This window comes from Cryptosporangium sp. NPDC048952 (assembly GCF_043197895.1).
Lineage (GTDB): Bacteria > Actinomycetota > Actinomycetes > Mycobacteriales > Cryptosporangiaceae > Cryptosporangium.
Genome location: NZ_JBICTY010000002.1, coordinates 1038174 through 1056204, shown reverse-complemented (window position 1 = coordinate 1056204; position 18031 = coordinate 1038174). Strand labels below are relative to the sequence as shown.

Sequence of the window (18031 nt, the reverse complement as noted above, 5' to 3'; positions counted from 1 at the left end):
TAACGGCGTGGTACAACCTGCCTGATGCGTGGGAACACTCCGCGCCCGGCGCGTGCCGTGGTGCTCGCCTTCGTCGCGGCGATCGCCGTCGGCACCGCACTCCTCCTGCTGCCCGCTTCCCGGCGCGGCGAGGGCGGCGCTCCGTTCTTCACCGCGCTGTTCACCGCGACCTCGGCGATCACCACCTCGGGCATCACGACCGTCGACACCGCGACGTACTGGTCCGGGCTCGGGCACCTGTTCCTCGCCCTGCTGACCCAGGCCGGCGGCTTCGGTATCACCGCGGCAGCGACCCTGCTCGGCTTCCTGGTGTCGCAGCGCCTCGGGCTGCGCGGCCGGATGATGGCCGGGGCCGAGACGAGCACGGGGGTCGCGCACGGTGACGTCCGGCGCGTCCTTCTGCTCGCCGCCGTCGTCATGTTCGCCAGCGAGACCCTGATCGCCACGATCGTGACGGGACGGCTCTGGCTCGGGCACGACCAGCCGTTCGTCTCCGCGCTCCGCGAGGGGGCGTTCAACGCGGTCCAGGCGTTCAACAACTGCGGGTTCTCGCTGCGCAGCGACGGCATGACCAGCTTCGTCGGCGACTGGTGGATCTGCGTCCCGCTGACGCTCGGCGTGATCGTCGGCGGTCTCGGCGTCCCGGTGCTCTACGAGATCGCCAAGGAGTTGCGACGCCCGTCCGCCTGGTCGACGCACACCCGGCTCACCGTCTGGGGCTCGTTGGTGCTGCTCGTCATCGGGTTCGGCACCGTGCTCGGCTTCGAGTGGAACAACGCGCTCGGCCCGCTGAGCGTCGTCGACAAAGTCCTGGCATCGTTCGTGCAAGGCACGATCCCGCGGTCCGGTGGCTTCAACACGCTCGACTTCGGCGCGTTCGACCAGGAGACGACAGCGGTCATCACCGGCCTGATGTTCATCGGTGGTGGCAGCGCAAGCACCGCCGGTGGCATCAAGGTCACCACGTTCTTCCTCCTCGCGTACGTGATCTGGACCGAGGTGCGCGGCGAGCGTGACGTCGTGGTCGGGCGCCGGCGGATCGCCGAATCCACCCAGCGTCAGGCCACGGCCGTCGCGCTCCTCGGTGTCGCCGCGGTCGCGGCCGGAACGCTGCTGCTGCTCCGGCTGACCGACGACGTGGCGTTCGACCGCGCGCTGTTCGAGGTCATGTCGGCGTTCAGCACCGCCGGCCTGACCACCGGGCTCACCGCGCAACTCTCGGGCCAGGGACAATTCGTGCTGGTCGTCATGATGTTCATCGGGCGTGTCGGTACGGTTGCCGTCGCGTCGGCCTTGGCACTCAACACCCGCCACCGGATGTACCGGTACCCGGAGGAAAGGCCCCTCGTTGGCTGAGCGCAAGAAATCCACGTCGGGCGACGACAGCGACAACGTCGTCGTGATCGGACTGGGCCGGTTCGGTGGTCAGGTCGCCGAGTCACTGCTGTTCCTCGGCCACGAGGTGATGGGCGTCGACGAGAACACGAAGATCGTCCAGCAGTGGTCGGACCGGCTGACGCACGTGGTGCAGGTCGACTCGACCGACGGGGAGGCGCTCGAGCAGGTCGGGATCCGGGAGTTCTCCCGCGCCGTCGTCGGCATCGGCACCGACATCGAAGCGAGCGTGCTCACCGTACTGACGCTCAGCGAACTGGGCGTCCCCGACATCTGGGCCAAGGCCGTCTCCGGGAAACACGGCAAGATCCTGACGTCCGTCGGCGCCCACCACGTCATCTATCCCGAGGCGACGATGGGGGAGCGGGTCGCCCGCCTGATCGCCAGCCGCATGCTCGACCTGATCGACCTCGGTGACGGGTACGCGATCGCGACCGCCCGGCCCCCGCGCGACGCCGTCGGCCGGACGATCGCCGACCTCGGCGTGCGCACCACGTACGGGGTGACGGTCGTCGGCATCAAGCCGCCCGGCGGCGAGGTCGAGTGGGCCACCCCGCAGACGGTCGTACCGGAGACCGGCGCGCTGATCGTCACCGGCACGACCGAGCAGGTGCAGAACTTCGTCACGAGTTAGTACGTCGGCAGCGCCATCGCCGAGTGCGCCGGCTCGGCGTCGGACGGGATCTCGCTCAGGTTGACGAGCATCGTGTTGCGCCGCTCCAGCGTCGCCGCGGTCGACGGGAACATCGTCGCCTCACCGGCGGTGACCAGCGACTGGTTCAGCTCGACGAAGTCGCGCGTGTTCTTCTCGTAGGCCGCGTACGCCGCGGTGTGGTCGCTGTGCGTGGACAGTTCACCGGCCAGCACGTACGCGCCGACCAGAGCCAGGCTCGAGCCCTGGCCGGTGAGGAACGACGGCGCGTACGCCGCGTCACCGACCAGCGCGACCCGCCCCTCCGACCAGCGCGGCAGGTGGATCTGGCTGACGACATCGAAGAACGAGTCGTCGGAGCTGCGCAGTGCGTCGAGCATGCGGGGGATCTCCCACTGCTGATCGGTGAAGATCGACTCGATGAGCCGACGCTGGGCGACCGGGTCGCGGTGGGCGTCCAGGGGCGGCTCGGCGAGGCTGAAGTTGAGAAACGCGTGCACGTAGTCGGGGTCGTCGCCGACGGCGTAGAGCGCCGCCGCGCGGCCGGGGACGTTCCACATCACGCCCTCGTGGGAGAGCCCGAGGCGGTTGGGCATTCGGAAGCCGACGAACGAGTAGCCGATGTAGTGGTGGAACGGGGCTTCCGGGCCGAGGATCAGGCTCCGGGTGCGGGAGTGAAGGCCGTCGGCGCCGATGATCAGGTCGAACGTGCGGCGGGTGCCGCTGGCGAACAGCACGTCGCGGTCGTCGATCGCTTCGATCGAGTCGTTGAAGATGATTTCGACGTCGTCGCGGATCGTGCCGTAGAGGATCGTTGCGAGGTCGCCGCGGCGGATCTCGAGGTCGTTGTTCTCGCTGGCGGTGAGCGTCACCGGGTTGAATGACGTCAGCAGGCTGCCGTCCGGATTGAGGAACGAGATCGTGCGGGTGTCGACGTGGGCGTCCCGTAAGGCGGGCAGGAGGCCCATCCGATCGACGACGTCCAGGGCGGTGCCGCGGATGTCGATCGGGTAGCCGCCGCCGCGGAGGGCGTCGGCCTTCTCGACGATCGTGACGTCGAAGCCGTACCGGCGCAGCCAGTAGGCGAGGGCGGGGCCGGCGATGCTGGCGCCGGAGACGAGTACCGAGGTCATGACAAACTCCAATACCTAAGTTAGGTAAGCTTTCTGAGTGCAGAGTGGGGCCTCGACGCCCCGCACTGCGACAGCGCCAACTATATACCTAACTTAGGCATCTATATGAACGACGAGTCGGATCTGGGTGCGGTTTTCGCCGGCATCAGCCGGGTGGGGAACGCGATCCGGCGGGGGCGGATCGAAGAGCGCGCGATGCAGCGCTCCGGGATCGAGCTCGACCGGCCCGCGCTGAGCGTGCTGATCACGCTGCAGACGGCGGGGCAGCCGCTGCGGATCGGGGAGATCGCCACCCGGATGCAGGTGGTGGGCCCGCACGTCACGCGGTTGCTGCCTGACCTGGAGAAACGTGGCCTGGTGAAGCGGGTCGTCGATCCGGACGACCAGCGCGCCCGACTGATCGCCGTGACCGACGACGGCACGCGCGTGGTTCAGCGGTACCTGGGCACGGTGGTCGGCTGGATGCGTGACGCGCTCGAGGGCTGGTCCCCCGAGGACCGCACGATGCTGCTCACGCTGATCCAACGCTTCGCCGACGACTTCGCCGGCCGAATAGCCCGCCTCGACACCGAGGACTAGCCGGCTCGCCGTCCATGGTCAGCGGACGGCGGTGGAGAGGCGGTGGGCTTCGGCTAGGAGTAGGCGGCCCAGTTGGGGCTGGCGGTGGGGGGCGAAGCGGTGGGCCACGCCGGTGAGGCTCAGCGCGCCGACCGGCGCGGAGCGCGCGTCGAAGACCGCGGCGCCCATGCCCCAGCTGCCCTCGACGATCAAGCCCGGGTTCACCGCGTACCCGTCCCGGCGGGTCGCCGCGATGCGATCGCGGATCGCGTCCGGCGTGTGCTCCGGACCGTACGCGGCGGTGCGCGAGGCCCCCGACACCGAGGCCCCCGATACCGAGGCCCCCGACAGGTAGCGCTCGACGTCGGCATCAGGCAGGTAGGCGAGGATCGCCAAACCGGCGGACGCGACGCCGAGCGGAAAACGGATGCCGGCGTAGAGCACGTGGGAACGAACCGGAAAGCTGCCGTCCTCGCGAACCAGGCAGACGGTCTCGTCACCGCGACGGACGGAGAAGAACGCGCTCTCGCCGGTGGCATCGGCGAGGCGGCGCACCGACGGCTGGGCGAGCGCGGTGACGTCGTACCGGGCCGCCGCGGCGGTGCCGAGCAGGTACAGCTCGGGGCCGAGCTGCCAGCGCCCGGCCGGATCCCGGTCGACCAACCCCTCGCCGAGCAACGCGGAGAGCAGCCGGTGAGCGGTCGGGCGCGCGAGCCCGGTCTCGCGCGCGAGCTCCGACGTCGTCGCCCCGTCGGGCTCACGCGCCGACAACGCACGCAGCACCGTGGCGGCGCGCCCCAGAACGTCGACCGGAGCGTTCACTCAGTGGACGCTACCCCGTCGAGCCGTCCGCTGGCCGAGATGTTCGCGTCCACTGGTTGACCGGCCTCCCCCACGCGGACCATCGTGCGTCATGCACAAAGTCGTGGAGAGCGCCGCGGCAGCGGTGGCGGACATTCCGGACGGCGCGACGCTGTCCGTCGGCGGGTTCGGGCTGTGCGGGATCCCCTCGGTGCTGATCCAGGCGCTGCTGGAGTCCGGCACGAAGGACCTCGAAGTCGTGTCGAACAACGCCGGCGTCGACGACTGGGGGCTGGGCGTTCTGCTCGGCGCCCACCGTCTGCGCCGGATCGTCGCGTCGTACGTGGGGGAGAACAAGGAGTTCGCCCGCCAGTACCTGGCCGGTGAGCTCGAGGTCGAGCTGACCCCGCAGGGCACGCTTGCTGAGCGGATGCGCGCCGGCGGCTCGGGCATCCCGGCGTTCTTCACGGTGACCGGCGCCGGGACGCAGGTGGCCGACGGTGGCCTGCCGTGGAAGTACGCGAACGACGGCACGGTGCTCGTCGCCTCCCCGCCCAAGGAGACCCGCGTCTTCGGCGGCCGCGACCACGTCCTCGAAGAGGCGATCGTCGCCGACTACGGCCTGGTCCGGGCCTGGAAGGGCGACCGGCACGGCAACCTCGTGTTCCGCCGCGCGGCGCGCAACTTCAACCCCCTCGCCGCGATGTGCGGCAAGGTCACGATCGCCGAGGTCGAGCACCTCGTCGAACCGGGCGAGATCGACCCGGACGACGTCCACACGCCGGGCGTCTACGTGCACCGGGTCGTTGCTCTGACCGAAGCCCAGGCCGACGAGAAGCGGATCGAGAAGAGGACCGTCCGATGAGCTGGACGCGCGAGCAGATGGCCGCCAGGGCGGCCGCAGAACTGACCGACGGGTCGTACGTGAACCTCGGCATCGGCCTGCCGACGCTCGTGCCGAACTACGTTCCGGACGACGTCGAACTGGTGCTGCAGAGCGAGAACGGGATCCTCGGGGTGGGTGCGTACCCAGCGGATTCCGACGTCGATCCGGATTTGATCAACGCCGGCAAGGAGACCGTCACCGTGCGGCGCGGGGCGTCGTTCTTCGACTCCGCGACGTCGTTCGGCATGATCCGCGGCGGCAAGATCGACGCGGCGATCCTCGGCGCGATGCAGGTCTCGGCCGCCGGGGATCTCGCGAACTGGATGATCCCCGGGAAGATGGTCAAGGGCATGGGCGGGGCGATGGACCTGGTCCACGGCGCCGCCCGCGTCATCGTGCTGATGGAGCACGTCGCCCGCGACGGTTCGTACAAGATCGTCGACGAGTGCTCGCTGCCCTATACGGGGCGGGCGGTCGTGCACCGGATCATCACCGACCTGGCGGTCCTGGATGTGACCCCTGCCGGGCTCCGGCTCGTAGAGCTCGCGCCGGACGTGACCGAGGAGGAGGTCCGGTCGAAGACCGAACCTCCTCTGCTCGCTAGGGCCGGGGCATAGGAGCCAGCCGCACCAGCTGGGTGACGTGCTCGGGGGTGAGTTCGGCGAGGGAGTGCGCGCCGAGGAGTTTCATGGTGCGCACGACCTCGGTCGACAGGATTTCGATCATCTTGTCGACGCCGGCCCGGCCGCCGGCCATCAGCCCGTACAGATAGGCCCGGCCCACCAGCGTGAACTTCGCGCCGAGCGCGATGCAGGCGACGATGTCCGCGCCGTTCATGATGCCGGTGTCGACGCTGACCTCGACGTCCTTGCCGACCTCACGGACCACGTCGGGCAGCAGGTGGAACGGGATCGGGGCCCGGTCGAGCTGGCGGCCGCCGTGGTTGGACAGCAGGATGCCGTCGACGCCGAAGTCCGCGAGCTTCTTCGCGTCCTCGACGGTCTGCACACCCTTGATCGCCAGCTTGCCGGGCCACATCTCCCGGATGACCTTGAGGTCCTCGAAGGAGATGGTGGGGTCCATCGCGGCGTCGAGCAGTTCCCCGACGGTGCCGCCGGTGGAGCTCAGCGACGCGAACTCCAGCTTCGGGGTGGTGAGGAAGTCGTACCACCACCAGGGGCGGGGGATCGCGTTGGCGATCGTGCGCACGGACAGCTGCGGCGGGATCGAGAAGCCGTTGCGCTTGTCGCGCAGGCGCGCGCCGGCGACCGGGGTGTCGACGGTGAAGAACAGCGTGTCGAACCCGGCCTTCGAGGCCCGCTCGACCAGCCCGTAGGAGATCTCGCGCTGGCGCATCACGTACAGCTGGAACCAGTTCCGGCCGTTCGGGTTCGCCTTCTTCACGTCTTCGATCGACGTCGTGCCGAGCGTCGAGAGAGTGAACGGAATACCTGCGGCACCGGCCGCGCTCGCACCAGCGGTCTCGCCCTCGGTCTGCATCAGCCGGGTGAAGCCGGTCGGCGCGATACCGAACGGCATCGCCGACGGGCCGCCGAACACGGTCGTGGACGTGTCGACGTTCGCGACGTCGGACAGGATCGACGGGTGGAACTCGACGTCGGAGAACGCCTGACGGGCACGGCGGAGCGAGAGCTCGGCCTCGGCGGCGCCGTCGGTGTAGTCGAAGGCGGCCCGGGGGGTGCGTCGCTTGGCGATCCGGCGCAGGTCCGCGATGGTCAGCGCCGCATCCAGCCGCCGCGTACGGCCGTTGAGCTGCGGCTTCTTGAACTGCATCAGCTCACGCAGCTCGGTGGGCTTGGGGAGTTGGCGTCGGACCACGAACTGCTCCTTCAGGTTGTGGGACTTCTAGTCAACTCCCATGCCCGTCACGCTGTCGCGGTGACCCCGATCCTGTGTCACTGAGCGGAACACCTTGTACGGCTGTGAGGGCATTGATAGTTTGTCCGGACAAACCGAGGTGGGGTGGCGCCGGTATGTCCGCACCGTACGACTTGATCACGATCGGCCGGATCGGCGTCGACCTCTATCCGCTGCAGGACGGCGTCGGCCTGGAGGACGTCGAGACGTTCGGCAAGTACCTGGGCGGCAGCGCGACGAACGTGGCGATCGCGGCGGCGCGGCACGGCCTACGCAGCGCGGTGATCACGGCCACCGGCGACGACCCGTTCGGGCGGTACGCGCACCGGGAGCTGACCCGCCTCGGCGTCGACGACCGGTGGGTCGCGACGATCGGCCACCTGAACACGCCGGTGACGTTCTGCGAGATCTTTCCGCCCGACAACTTCCCGCTGTACTTCTACCGTGATCCCGTGGCGCCCGACCTGATGATCGACTCGATCGACGAGGCAGCGATCGCGGACGCCCGGATCTTCTGGGCCACCGTCACCGGCCTGTCGCGTGAGCCCAGCCGCGCCACGCACCACGCGGCCTGGCAGGCCCGCGGCCGGAAGTCGATCACGGTGCTGGACCTCGACTGGCGGCCGATGTTCTGGCCCTCGCCGGAGACGGCCCGCGGCGAGATCGAGAAGGCGCTGCAGCACGTCACGGTCGCGGTCGGTAACCGGGAGGAGTGCGAGGTCGCGGTCGGCGAGACCGAGCCGAACCGCGCCGCGGACGCGTTGCTCGAGCGCGGTATCGAGCTCGCGATCGTCAAGCAGGGGCCGCGTGGAGTACTGGCGAAGACGCGCGGCGAAACCGTCGAGGTGGCGCCGTTCCCCGTCGACGTCGTCAACGGGCTCGGCGCCGGCGACGGGTTCGGCGGCGCTCTGTGCCACGGCCTGCTCGAGGGCTGGCCGCTCGAGCGGACACTGCGCTTCGCCAACGTCGCCGGCGCCATCGTGGCGGGCAGGCGGGAGTGCTCGACCGCCATGCCCACCACCGACGAGGTCGAGCGGCTACTCCATTAGCCCCCGGTACCAGGAGTAGTACCAGTTCCCGATGATCGTGGCCTCGAGCGGAACCAGCGCGCCGCCGTTGCGGTAGAGCCGTGAGGTCATGTTCGGCTGGCACCACTCGGAGGCCGCGAAGTCCTGCTGGTTGATGCGGTGGAAGATCTCCACGGTGTCGTCGGGATCGAAGCCGGGCGCAGTGGCCACCGACGGGTGGAACAGCCAATCGCATTCGACGACGGTCGTGTCGGCCGAGACCGGTTCGAACCGGTGCACGATCACGTGGTCGGGCAGGAGCGAGACGAAGCAGTTCGGCCGCAGCACCATGCCGAAGTACTTGCGGTGGTCCTCGTCGTGGAGCCCCGGCAGGAGCGGGTGCCGGGCCTCACCGGTGATCGAGAACGCGTCCTGCCCTTCGGCGAACCCGTAGCCGTCGGTGAAGTAGTCCCCGCCGCCGAGCTCGTCGAAGTCCGCGAACGACGGGACGGCTTCGACGAGCTCGGGGTGGATCGTGCCGCAGTGGTAACACTCCTGGAAGTTCTCCTGGATGATCTTCCAGTTGGCCTTCACCTCGTACGTCTTCCGCGCGCCCACGACCAGGTTCCCGATGTCCCACCGGTCGGCGCGTTCGGGCCGCCCGCCGAACCGGTAGGTCAGCTGCGGCTCGAGCTGCGTCCGCAGCGGCTGCGGGGCCTCGCTGACGTTGACGAAGACGAGCCCAGCCCACTCGTCGACCGCGACGGGCTCGAGACCGTACCGGTTCTTGTCCAGATCGGGCATCGACGACCAGTTCGGCGCGGTGATCAGCCGACCGTCCAACCCGTACGTCCACGCGTGGTACGGGCAGCGGATCGCGTTGCCGAACTCCGCGGTGTCGGTGAGACAGAGCCGGGCACCCCGGTGCCGGCAGACGTTGAGGAACGCCCGCAGTCCGCCGGAACGGTCCCGGACGACGATGACGTTGTCCTGGCCGACCTGGCGCCGCACCGCGGAGCCCTTCGTCGCCAGTTCGTCGGCGCGGACGACGTACATCCACTCGTGGGAGAAGATCCGCTGCTGCTCGGCCGCGAAGATCTCCGGGTCGGTGTAGGCGCGGCCGGGCAGCGTGGGAGTCAGAGCAGTGGGCATGAAGTTACCCCCTAGAGCAGCTTCTGTTCGGTGAGCCAGGTCCGGGCGACGTCGGCCGGCTCCATTCCTTCGGTGTCGACCTGCGAGTTGAGCTCCTGCATGGCCTCGTTGGTCAGCTTCTGCGCGACCGGGGCGAGGAGCTCCGCGACCTTCGGGTACTTGTCGGAGGTGTCCTTGCGCATCGTGACGGCGGCGTTGTAGATCGGGAAGAAGCTCTTGTCGTCGTCGAGAACGGTCAGGCCGAGCGGGCTGATCCGGCCGTCGGTCGCGAAGACCTCGCCGAAGTTGCAGGTCTTGCCCTTGGCGGTCTCGTTGTAGATGACGCCGGTCTCGAGCATCTTGATGTTGGTCTTCGGCACGTCGATGCCGTAGGCCTTCAGCATTCCGGGCATGCCGTCGTCGCGGGTCGAGAACTCGCTCTCGATGCAGAACGTCGCATCTTTGGGCTGGATCGTCGCGAGGTCGGAGAGCTTCGAGACGCCGAGTTCCTGCGCCTTCTCCTTCTTGATCGCCATCGCGTAGGTGTTGTTCAGCGGCGCGGGGTCGGACCAGACGATCTTGTTCTTCGCCAGGTCCGCTGTGGCCACCTCGTCGAACTGCTGCTTCGCGTCGGGAATGGGCGTGGTGTTCTTGAGGTAGCTGATCCAGCCGGTGCCGGTGTACTCCCAGTAGACGTCGATGTCGCCGGTGAGGAGCGCCTGGCGCGTGGTGACCGACCCCTTGATGTTCGTTTTGTCGACGACCTTCGCGCCGTTCGCTTTGAGTAGCTGCATCGTGAGCTGGCCGAGCAGGATCGACTCGGTGAAGTCCTTCGAGCCGACGACGAACGTGGCGCCGGCGAGGTCGTCGGACTGGCTCGAGGTTTCGACATCATCGCTGGGTTTGCTGCAGGCCGCGAGCGTGAGTGTCAGGGCGAGGACGGCTGTCAGCGTTCTGCGCATGCTGGTCTCCTAGAGGCCGCGGGGACGGAGAATTCGTTCGACCACGCCGCCGAGCCAGTCGACGAAGAACGCGATCGCGCAGGTGAGGACGGCACCCGTGACTTCGACGACGGTGCGCTGGAGCTTGAGCCCGTTGATGATCATGTCGCCGAGGCCGCCGGCGTCGACGAACGTCGCGAGCGTGGCGACGCCGACGCAGAGCACCAGCGCGGTGCGGAGGCCGGCGAGCATCACCGGGACCGCGAGGGGGATCTCGATGCGCCAGAGCACCTGGAGGGGTTTGAGGCCCATACCGCGGGCGGCTTCGACGAGCGTGGGGTCGACCTGCTGGACGCCGGCGATCGTGTTGCGCAGGACGGGGAGGACGCTGGAGGCGACGAGCCCGATGATCGCGATGGTGAAGCCGACGCCGAATCGGATGGTCAGGAGCACGAGGAGGCCGATCGCGGGGATGGCCTGGCCGCCGTTGGCGAGGGCGAGCACGATCGGGGTGAGGCGGCGAGCTTTCGGCCGGGTCAGGGCGATGCCGGTCGGGACGGCCAGGATCACGACGAAGAACGCGGCGACGAACGTCAGTTGCAGGTGCTGGGTGACCGCGGTGCGGACGTATTCGGCGTTGAGCGTGCGCTGCTCGATCGCGTCGAGGTCCTGGGCGCCTACCCAGGCCCAGAGCGCGAGCAGCACGGCGGCCAGCGCGAGTGGCACCCCGACGATTCCGCGCCATCCCGGCCCACGTCCCGGCGTCTGCCCCAGCGGATCGGTGGTGACCTCCTCGGCCAACACCGCGGCCTCAGCGCTCATCGCGCACCTCGGACACGAGGGCAGCGCGGATGGCGTCGAACGTGAGGGTGCCTTTGACGGTGTCGCCGTCCCGGACCGCGACCTGGCCGCCCGGGGCGGCCATCAGCGCGTTGAGTGCCTCCTTGAGCGACGCGTCGGCCGCGACCTCGGGTGCACCGGGCGCTGGTGTGTCCAGCAAGGCCGCGCTGGCCACGGGGGCCAGGCCCAGACGCTGGAGGGTGGCGTCGGAGCCTACGAAGCCGGCCACGTAGTCGTCGGCGGGTGCGGCGAGGATCCGCTCGGGCGTGTCGAACTGCACCACACGTGACCGCTCGGCGAGCACGACGATCCGGTCGCCGAGCTTCACCGCCTCCTGGAAGTCGTGCGTGACGAACACGACCGTCTTGTGCAGCGTCTGCTGCAACAAGCGGAACTGCCGCTGCAAGCGGTCCCGGGTGATCGGGTCGGTCGCCCCGAACGGCTCGTCCATCAGCATCACCGGTGGATCCGCCGCCAACGCCCGGGCCACCCCCACCCGCTGCTGCTGCCCACCGGACAGCTCCCGGGGAAACCGCCGGGCATACGTCCCCGGGTCCAGATCGACGAGCTGGAGCAACTCGTCGACCCGCTCGCGGACCCGCGACCGCGACCACCCGAGCAGCTGCGGCACCACCGCGATGTTGTCCGCGATCGTCAGGTGCGGGAACAACCCGATCTGCTGGATCACGTACCCGATCCCGCGTCGCAGCGTGTTCGGGTCGAGCGACAGGACGTCGACACCCCCGAGCGTGATCCGCCCCGACGTCGGCTCGATCAGCCGGTTGATCATCTTCATCGTCGTCGTCTTGCCGCACCCCGACGGCCCGAGCAGACACACGGTCTCCCCGGCGCGGATGTGCAGGCTCACGTCCTCGACAGCCGCGTCCGCCTGACCGGGGTAGCGCTTCGTGACATCGGTGAGAACCACTGGCTCAGACACGGATACCCCTCGAGGTCGTCAGGCGGCGCAGAATTACGAACCCGGCGTCGAACGCCAGCGCGAGAACCAGGACGCCGAGCGTCCCGGCCAGCGCGTCGTTCAACGCGTTGGCCGACCCGAGGCGCTGCAGGCCGGTGAAGATGCGGTTGCCGAGCCCCGGCCCGGCGACGTAGGCCGCGATCGCCGCGATGCCCATCACCAGCTGGGTCGCGACTCGGATCCCGGCGAGGACGACCGGCCACGCGAGCGGCAACTCGATGCGCCACAGCGTCCGCACCGGGCCGAGCCCCATGCCCCGGGCGGCTTCCACGACGGCCGGGTCGACGGCACGTAACCCCGCGACCGTGTTGCGCACGATCGGCAGCAGCGAATAGATCACCAGCGCGGTCAGTGACGTCGCCCAGCCGAGCCCGAGCAGCGGTAACAGCAGCGTCATCAGCGCCAGCGACGGCACCGTGAACAGCCCGCCGGTGATCGCGATCGTCACCGCGGAGAGCCGCGGGTCGTGCCGGATGACCGCCCCGAGGGCGACACCGAGCACGGACGCGATCGCCACGGCGAGGAACACCAGTAACGCGTGCTGGCCCGCTTCGTAGAACAGCCAATCCTGTCGGTACTGCAGGTACTCCCAGAACGACATGCACGCCCTCCGAAGGTTCAGCCCGCGAACAGATAGTCGACGGGGTAGTCCGGATCGGTCAGGGCCGGCCGGTCGGCCGCGAAGGGTGTGATCGGGTAGGTGGTGCCACCGTCGGTGGCCAGGTCGGCCAGGATGACGCCGACCAGGCTCGCGAATTTGGCCGCGTGTCCCGCGCCGACGAACACGGCGATCCGCGGATGACCGGGCAGCAGGTCCAGTACGAAGTTCCGATCCGGAGTCAGATCGTAGACGCACGTCTTGCTCAGTAGCTCCGGTCCGACCGCATCCGGTAGATGGGCGGCGAGGAACGCCACGACCTCGTCGCGCTGGGTGGCGTCCGGTTCGAACTGGCGGGTCTCCTGGGTGACGATCCGCCCGCTGACGTCACGCGCGGCCTTGACCGCGTTCTCCCCGTACACCGGGAAGCCGTAGTACGTGCTGTCCGGGCCGTGCCAGATCCAGATGCCGAACCGGTCGGGTGAGAACGGCGCCAGGTCGGGAGCCGAGAAGTACGTGACCTGTTCCTGGGTGAGCGTGATCGGGATCGTCACGTCCAGTCCGTCGAGCAGCGGCCCGGTCCACGAACTGGCGGCCACCACCACGGAGTCGGCCTCGTGCACCTCGTCGGGCGTGTGGACCTCGACCCGGTCCGGGTGCGAGACCAGCCGCTGCACTGGGGAGTTCTCGACGAAGGTGACCCCGGCCGACCGCGCGAGGGCAACGTGGGCGGCGGTCGCGCGGCGGATGTCGAGGATCCCGGATTCGGCCTGGTAGAGCGCCACGACATCGTCGTCGATCCGCCACTGCGGCCAGCGCCGCCGGACCTCGGCCGCGTCGAACGTCTCCGACGCGATGCCGACGGCACTGAGCGCGGCGGTGTAACTCTCCGCTTGACGTTCACCCGGTTCACCGGCCGCGAGATCAAGCCCGCCGGTGGTGACGATCAACTGGTCGCCGCTGCGTTGCTCGATCTGGCGCCAGGCGTCGTAGGCGGCCGGGGTCAGTCGCGTGTAGTCGGTGCTGTGATAGGCGTGCCGGATGATGCGCGAGTGGTCCTCGGAGGCTCCGAACCCGTGCCCCAGCGTGTACTGCTCCAGCACCAGCACCGGCCCGCCGCCCCGTTCCGCGAGCCGGCAGGCGGTGGCCGCGCCGATCGCGCCGCAGCCCAGGACGATGTGTCGGTAGCGCGCCATGGCGAGCACGGTCTCGCGTCGCTCGTACCGCAGTCATCCGCACCGCGTCGGGCGTCGACCACGAGGCCTTTGACAGCTGTCTAATGAAGTCGTCTCAGCTTGATCGCCATGTGGACGAGGAGCCGGTCCGTGCCGTCGGCGAGCGACAGGCCGGTGAGCGCCTCGATGCGTTCGAGCCGGTAGTACAGCGTCGCGCGGTGGATGTGCAGTAGACGGGCGGTTTTCTGCTTGTCGCCCCCGCAGTCCAGGTAGGTCTCCGCGGTGGCCAGGAGTTGCTCGTTCGCGCCCGGTTCGAACAGCGCGGCGAGCCCCGCCGGCAGCATCTCCAGCGCCCCGCGCGGAATCTGCCGGAGAAACGCGTAGGGTCCGACCCGGTTCCACGACACGATCCCGTCGAACTGCGGTAACAGAGCCGCCACGTCCGCGGCCACCGTCGCCTTGCGCCGCGCCTGCGCCGCGTTCGTCAGTCCGCTCACCACATCACTGACGCCGACGACGTACTGCGCGCGCCGCAGTTCGCCGGCCAGTTCGGTGAGCGCGTCGACGGTGAGGGCCGGGCGGCTGACCAGCACCACGGCCTCCTGCGGCGCGCACAGCACCAGCATCGTGCGGGCCGGGTACGTGCCGGCGAACCGGTGGACGTCGGCATCTCGCACGATGCGGCCTGCGGCAGGACGCAACACCAGAACGCCCAGCGGCATCTCGTCGGCAAGAAGGCTCTTGGAGCGGAGGTCGGACGCGGCGCGCGCCACCGCAGCGGCGTCGCCGCTGGTGACCTCGTCCACGAGCCGACCGGCGAGCTCCCGGTCGCGCCCGCCGACCACCAGGCGTTCGTGCAGGAGCTCGGCGATCCGGCCACCGGCCGCGAGACAGGCGCGGAGGGCCGGCTCGTCGACCGCGGAGTGCCGCTCGATCAGCCACATGTAGCCGACGAGCAGGCCCTCGTGGCGCAGCGGGATCACCAGGCGGGGCGCGAGTTCCAGCTCCGGGTTGGCCGGGATGCGGACGGGCTCCTCCGCGGTGGCGAACCGGTCGAACTGGACGTCCTCGGGGCGGGTGCGCCGGTGCAGCAGCGACCAGATGCGGGGCGGATCGGAGTCGCCGAAGTCCTCGCTGACCGCGATGAGCCGGAGCGTGTGGTCGTCGACGGCGACGGCACGCCGGAGTGCCGAGGCCAACGCGTCCACGATGTCCTGCACCTGCTCAGCCGCCACCGTCGCACGGTAGTCGGCGCTGCTCCGCGCGTCAGCAGCGGAGTCCGGCATCGAGGTCGGCCAGCAGGTCGTCGACGTCTTCGAGGCCGATCGAGAGGCGGATCAGCGTCTCGGGGATCCGGATCGGGCCGCCGGGGGTGGTGCAGTGCGTCATCCGGCCCGGATTCTGGATCAGCGACTCGATGCCGCCGAGCGAGACCGCGAGCGTGAAGACTTTCGTGGCCGCGCAGACCGCTGCGGGGTCGTCCACTTCGAAGCTCACGACGCCACCGAAGTCGCTCATCTGGCGCTTGGCGACGTCGTGCCCGGGGTCGTTCGGCAGCCCGGGGTAGTGGACCCGGTGGACCCTGGGGTGCGCCTCCAGGTACTGGGCGATCGCGAGCGCGGACCGGCTGACCTGCGCCATCCGGATCGGCAGCGTCTTGATGCCGCGGAGCACGAGCCAGCTGTCGAACGGCTGGCCCATCGTGCCGAGCGCGCCGCTGTGGAACTTCAGCGCCTCGGCGATCGCGGTGTCGCTCGTGACGACGGCGCCGCCCGTGACGTCGGAATGGCCGGACAGGTATTTGGTGGTGGAGTGCATGACGGCGTCGGCGCCCAGCGCGATCGGCTGTTGCAGGACGGGGGAGCCGAACGTGTTGTCGACGAGCAGCCGCACGCCGTGCGCGTGGGCGATGTCGGCGACCGCCGCGATGTCGGTGATCTTGAGGCTCGGGTTGGAAGGGGTTTCCGCCCAGATCAGCGTCGTGTGCGGTTTGAGGGCGCGCTCGAGTGCTGCCGGGTCGGCCAGGTCGACGACGTCGAACTCCAGGCCCCAGCGGGGGAGTACGCGGCTGAACAGATCCCAGGTGCCGCCGTAGGTGTTGTCGGGGATGACGACGTGGTCGCCGGCCTCGCAGAGGGCGAGGACGGTGGTCGTCGCGGCGGCCATGCCGGACGCGAACGCGAAACCGGCGGTGCCACCTTCCAGCGCGGCCAGACTCTCCTCGAGGGCGGTGCGGGTGGGATTGGCGATGCGGGAGTAGTCGTAGCCGCCGTCCAGCACCACCGGGCGTTCGAATGCGGAGGCCTGGTAGATCGGCACCGACAGCGCCCCGAGGTGTTCCGCGGCGCGGTGGCCGGCGTGCACCGCCCTGGTGGAGGCCCGAACCGCCGGGGAATCGTCGTCCATGGATCGAGCGTGGGCTTTCGCGGCGGCGGGGGCATCCGGCACCGCGTCGCACGTCTACCGGGCGCTGTTCGTCATCTGTCGAAGCTCAGTTGTTGACGAGCGTGATCTCGAACGAGTAGTTGTCGGGCCGGTAGCAGTGGTGGCCGTACTCGACGGCCTTGCCGAACGTGTCGTAGGCAGTGCGGTCCATGGTCAGCACCGGGCCGTTGCGCTTGATCTCCAGCAGGCGGCTCTCCTCGACGGTGGCCGCCCGGGCACCGATGCGCTGCTGCGCGACGCGGATCTGCGTGCCGCGGCCCCGGAGAAGCTGGTAGAGGCCACGGCCGGTGAGCGAGTCGGCGGTGAGGTCGGTGTAGTCCTCGGGGAGGTAGTTCTCCATGACGGCCAGCGGCACGCCGTCGGACAGGCGCAGGCGCCGCAGGTGGAGGACCGGGGTTCCTTCGTTCACCGACAGGCGCTCCGCCACTCCGGCGTCCGCGGTCACGAGTTCGTGGAGGAGCAGGGTCGTGGCCGGCTGCTGGCCGCCGCGGTCGAGGTCGTCGTAGAGGCTGGTGAGTTCCACCTTGCGGGTGACGGGGCCGTGCACGACCTGGGTGCCGATGCCCCGGCGTCGGACCAGAAAGCCTTTGTTGACGAGTTCCTGCATCGCGCGGCGGATCGTGGGGCGGGACATGTTCAGGCGCTGCCCGAGCGAGACCTCGTTCTCCAGGCGGGCGCCCGGGGCGAGCTGGCCGTCGACTATCGCCTTCTCGATGCGGGTGGCGATCTGGAAGTAGAGCGGGATCGCGCTGGTGCGATCGATGTCGAGGAAGAGATCCTCGGGGAGCATCGTCGGCGTTCCGTCGATAGCGGGTGCCATGTCCCGGCTCCTCCAGCTGACAAACGTCGGGCTTTGTTTGCAGTTTAGGACATTCCGAGGATCCGTTGGCCGGTCGGATGTATGGAGCAGAATGGGGCCCGTGTCTTCTTCTGGGGTGGATGCTCTGCTTGCTAAGGCCCGTTCTGGACTATCCCGGCTGACGCCCCAGGAGGCTTCTGCGGCGGTCGCGCAGGGTGCGTTGTTGATCGACACGCGGACGGAGACGCAGCGCGCCGAGCAGGGGGAGCTGCCCGGGGCGATCGTGATCGACCGGACGGTGCTGGAGTGGCGGCTCGATCCGTTGAGCGGGGTGAGTATTCCGGAGGCGACGAGCTACGACGTGCTCGTCGTGGTCGTGTGCCGGCAGGGGTACAGCTCCGGGCTGGCTGCCGCGAGTCTGCGCGAGGTGGGGTTGTGGCGGGCTACCGACATGGTCGGGGGGTTCGAGGGGTGGGTGGCCGCGGGTCTGCCGGTGTCCACCGGCCCGGCGGACGTCCGCCGCTAGGCGCCGCGAATGCGCATCACGAACCAGGTGACGGTGCACATCAGGACGAAAAGGGCCAGCCCGAGGGTGGTGCCGAGAAGTAACGCCTCGGGGATGTTCGCCGTGGCGGCGTAGACGTCGCCGGCGCGGCTGGCGCCGAGGACCGCGGCGATCGCGTAGAACAGCGGCGTGCGCTGGTCGAGGACCTCACGCACGAACTCGGTGACCGTCAATCGGGGAGCCATGCTGATCACGGTAGGCTCGTTGTGGCTGGTCAGCGCGGCTTCGTGAACATCGTCTCGACGTGT

Annotated in this window: 20 protein-coding genes; 7 read left to right on the top strand and 13 right to left on the bottom strand. The window is 69.3% G+C overall.

Translation table 11 applies throughout. From position 1 onward, the window contains the following. Window positions 1-24 precede the first annotated feature (24 nt). Both ACGFY5_RS13240 and ACGFY5_RS13235 read left to right on the top strand, forming a co-directional pair. A complete protein-coding gene (locus ACGFY5_RS13240) occupies window positions 25-1356 on the top strand; it encodes a TrkH family potassium uptake protein (protein ID WP_392719840.1) in 1332 nt (443 codons plus the stop codon). Beyond that, the gene (locus tag ACGFY5_RS13235) at window positions 1349-2029 is read left to right on the top strand and encodes a potassium channel family protein (RefSeq protein WP_392719839.1); all 681 of its coding nucleotides are present in this window, start codon (window positions 1349-1351) and stop codon (window positions 2027-2029) included. Before ACGFY5_RS13240 ends, ACGFY5_RS13235 begins: the two co-directional genes overlap by 8 nt. On the opposite strand, the gene ACGFY5_RS13230 is transcribed toward ACGFY5_RS13235, so the two are convergent. Beyond that, window positions 2026-3180, bottom strand: coding sequence for an FAD-dependent monooxygenase (locus tag ACGFY5_RS13230; RefSeq protein WP_392719838.1), 1155 nt, complete (start codon window positions 3178-3180; stop codon window positions 2026-2028). The genes ACGFY5_RS13235 and ACGFY5_RS13230 overlap by 4 nt on opposite strands. Window positions 3181-3285: 105 nt before the next feature. Here ACGFY5_RS13230 and ACGFY5_RS13225 point away from each other — a divergent pair, with 105 nt between their 5' ends. Beyond that, window positions 3286-3759 carry a MarR family winged helix-turn-helix transcriptional regulator gene (locus ACGFY5_RS13225; protein WP_392719837.1) on the top strand — a complete coding sequence of 158 codons (474 nt, stop codon included), beginning with the start codon at window positions 3286-3288 and terminating at the stop codon, window positions 3757-3759. 18 nt (window positions 3760-3777) lie between these two features. On the opposite strand, the gene ACGFY5_RS13220 is transcribed toward ACGFY5_RS13225, so the two are convergent. Continuing rightward, a complete protein-coding gene (locus ACGFY5_RS13220; protein ID WP_392719836.1) occupies window positions 3778-4560 on the bottom strand; it encodes an IclR family transcriptional regulator in 783 nt (260 codons plus the stop codon). 91 nt (window positions 4561-4651) lie between these two features. On the opposite strand from ACGFY5_RS13220, the gene ACGFY5_RS13215 reads away from it, so the two are divergent. After that, window positions 4652-5404 carry a CoA transferase subunit A gene (locus ACGFY5_RS13215; RefSeq protein WP_392719835.1) on the top strand — a complete coding sequence of 251 codons (753 nt, stop codon included), beginning with the start codon at window positions 4652-4654 and terminating at the stop codon, window positions 5402-5404. Continuing rightward, window positions 5401-6042 carry a CoA transferase subunit B gene (locus ACGFY5_RS13210; RefSeq protein WP_392719834.1) on the top strand — a complete coding sequence of 214 codons (642 nt, stop codon included), beginning with the start codon at window positions 5401-5403 and terminating at the stop codon, window positions 6040-6042. The genes ACGFY5_RS13215 and ACGFY5_RS13210 overlap by 4 nt, the downstream gene beginning before the upstream one ends. On the opposite strand, the gene ACGFY5_RS13205 is transcribed toward ACGFY5_RS13210, so the two are convergent. Next, window positions 6026-7264: an alpha-hydroxy-acid oxidizing protein gene (locus ACGFY5_RS13205; protein ID WP_392719833.1), complete on the bottom strand. Its 1239-nt coding sequence runs from the start codon at window positions 7262-7264 to the stop codon at window positions 6026-6028. The genes ACGFY5_RS13210 and ACGFY5_RS13205 overlap by 17 nt on opposite strands. Window positions 7265-7419: 155 nt before the next feature. On the opposite strand from ACGFY5_RS13205, the gene iolC reads away from it, so the two are divergent. Continuing rightward, the gene (gene iolC / locus ACGFY5_RS13200; RefSeq protein ID WP_392719832.1) at window positions 7420-8352 is read left to right on the top strand and encodes a 5-dehydro-2-deoxygluconokinase; all 933 of its coding nucleotides are present in this window, start codon (window positions 7420-7422) and stop codon (window positions 8350-8352) included. On the opposite strand, the gene ACGFY5_RS13195 is transcribed toward iolC, so the two are convergent. The 9 genes from ACGFY5_RS13195 to ACGFY5_RS13155 all read right to left on the bottom strand — a co-directional run bounded on the left by ACGFY5_RS13195 (window position 8341) and on the right by ACGFY5_RS13155 (window position 17239). Continuing rightward, complete coding sequence (locus ACGFY5_RS13195; RefSeq protein ID WP_392719831.1) at window positions 8341-9462, bottom strand: aromatic ring-hydroxylating dioxygenase subunit alpha; 1122 nt, start codon at window positions 9460-9462, stop codon at window positions 8341-8343. The two genes, iolC and ACGFY5_RS13195, sit on opposite strands and share 12 nt — an antisense overlap. An 11-nt stretch (window positions 9463-9473) precedes the next feature. Continuing rightward, window positions 9474-10403, bottom strand: a complete 930-nt coding sequence (locus ACGFY5_RS13190; protein WP_392719830.1) for a glycine betaine ABC transporter substrate-binding protein — start codon at window positions 10401-10403, stop codon at window positions 9474-9476. A gap of 9 nt (window positions 10404-10412) precedes the next feature. After that, window positions 10413-11204, bottom strand: coding sequence for an ABC transporter permease (locus ACGFY5_RS13185; protein ID WP_392719829.1), 792 nt, complete (start codon window positions 11202-11204; stop codon window positions 10413-10415). Further along, window positions 11194-12162 carry an ABC transporter ATP-binding protein gene (locus ACGFY5_RS13180; RefSeq protein ID WP_392719828.1) on the bottom strand — a complete coding sequence of 323 codons (969 nt, stop codon included), beginning with the start codon at window positions 12160-12162 and terminating at the stop codon, window positions 11194-11196. Before ACGFY5_RS13180 ends, ACGFY5_RS13185 begins: the two co-directional genes overlap by 11 nt. Beyond that, window positions 12155-12802: an ABC transporter permease gene (locus ACGFY5_RS13175; RefSeq protein ID WP_392719827.1), complete on the bottom strand. Its 648-nt coding sequence runs from the start codon at window positions 12800-12802 to the stop codon at window positions 12155-12157. Before ACGFY5_RS13175 ends, ACGFY5_RS13180 begins: the two co-directional genes overlap by 8 nt. Window positions 12803-12819: 17 nt before the next feature. Further along, window positions 12820-13995, bottom strand: a complete 1176-nt coding sequence (gene solA, locus ACGFY5_RS13170) for an N-methyl-L-tryptophan oxidase (protein ID WP_392719826.1) — start codon at window positions 13993-13995, stop codon at window positions 12820-12822. A gap of 80 nt (window positions 13996-14075) precedes the next feature. Beyond that, a complete protein-coding gene (locus ACGFY5_RS13165; protein ID WP_392719825.1) occupies window positions 14076-15209 on the bottom strand; it encodes a PucR family transcriptional regulator in 1134 nt (377 codons plus the stop codon). Window positions 15210-15240: 31 nt separating this feature from the next. Beyond that, a complete protein-coding gene (locus ACGFY5_RS13160; protein WP_392719824.1) occupies window positions 15241-16380 on the bottom strand; it encodes a trans-sulfuration enzyme family protein in 1140 nt (379 codons plus the stop codon). An 85-nt stretch (window positions 16381-16465) separates the two neighbouring features. Then, window positions 16466-17239 (bottom strand): GntR family transcriptional regulator, encoded by a 774-nt coding sequence (locus ACGFY5_RS13155; protein ID WP_392719823.1) that lies wholly within the window; start codon window positions 17237-17239, stop codon window positions 16466-16468. Window positions 17240-17330: 91 nt separating this feature from the next. Here ACGFY5_RS13155 and ACGFY5_RS13150 point away from each other — a divergent pair, with 91 nt between their 5' ends. Continuing rightward, complete coding sequence (locus ACGFY5_RS13150; RefSeq protein ID WP_392719822.1) at window positions 17331-17744, top strand: rhodanese-like domain-containing protein; 414 nt, start codon at window positions 17331-17333, stop codon at window positions 17742-17744. Here ACGFY5_RS13150 and ACGFY5_RS13145 read toward each other — a convergent pair. Continuing rightward, window positions 17741-17968 carry a hypothetical protein gene (locus ACGFY5_RS13145; protein WP_392719821.1) on the bottom strand — a complete coding sequence of 76 codons (228 nt, stop codon included), beginning with the start codon at window positions 17966-17968 and terminating at the stop codon, window positions 17741-17743. The two genes, ACGFY5_RS13150 and ACGFY5_RS13145, sit on opposite strands and share 4 nt — an antisense overlap. Between the last annotated feature and the right edge of the window lie 63 nt (window positions 17969-18031).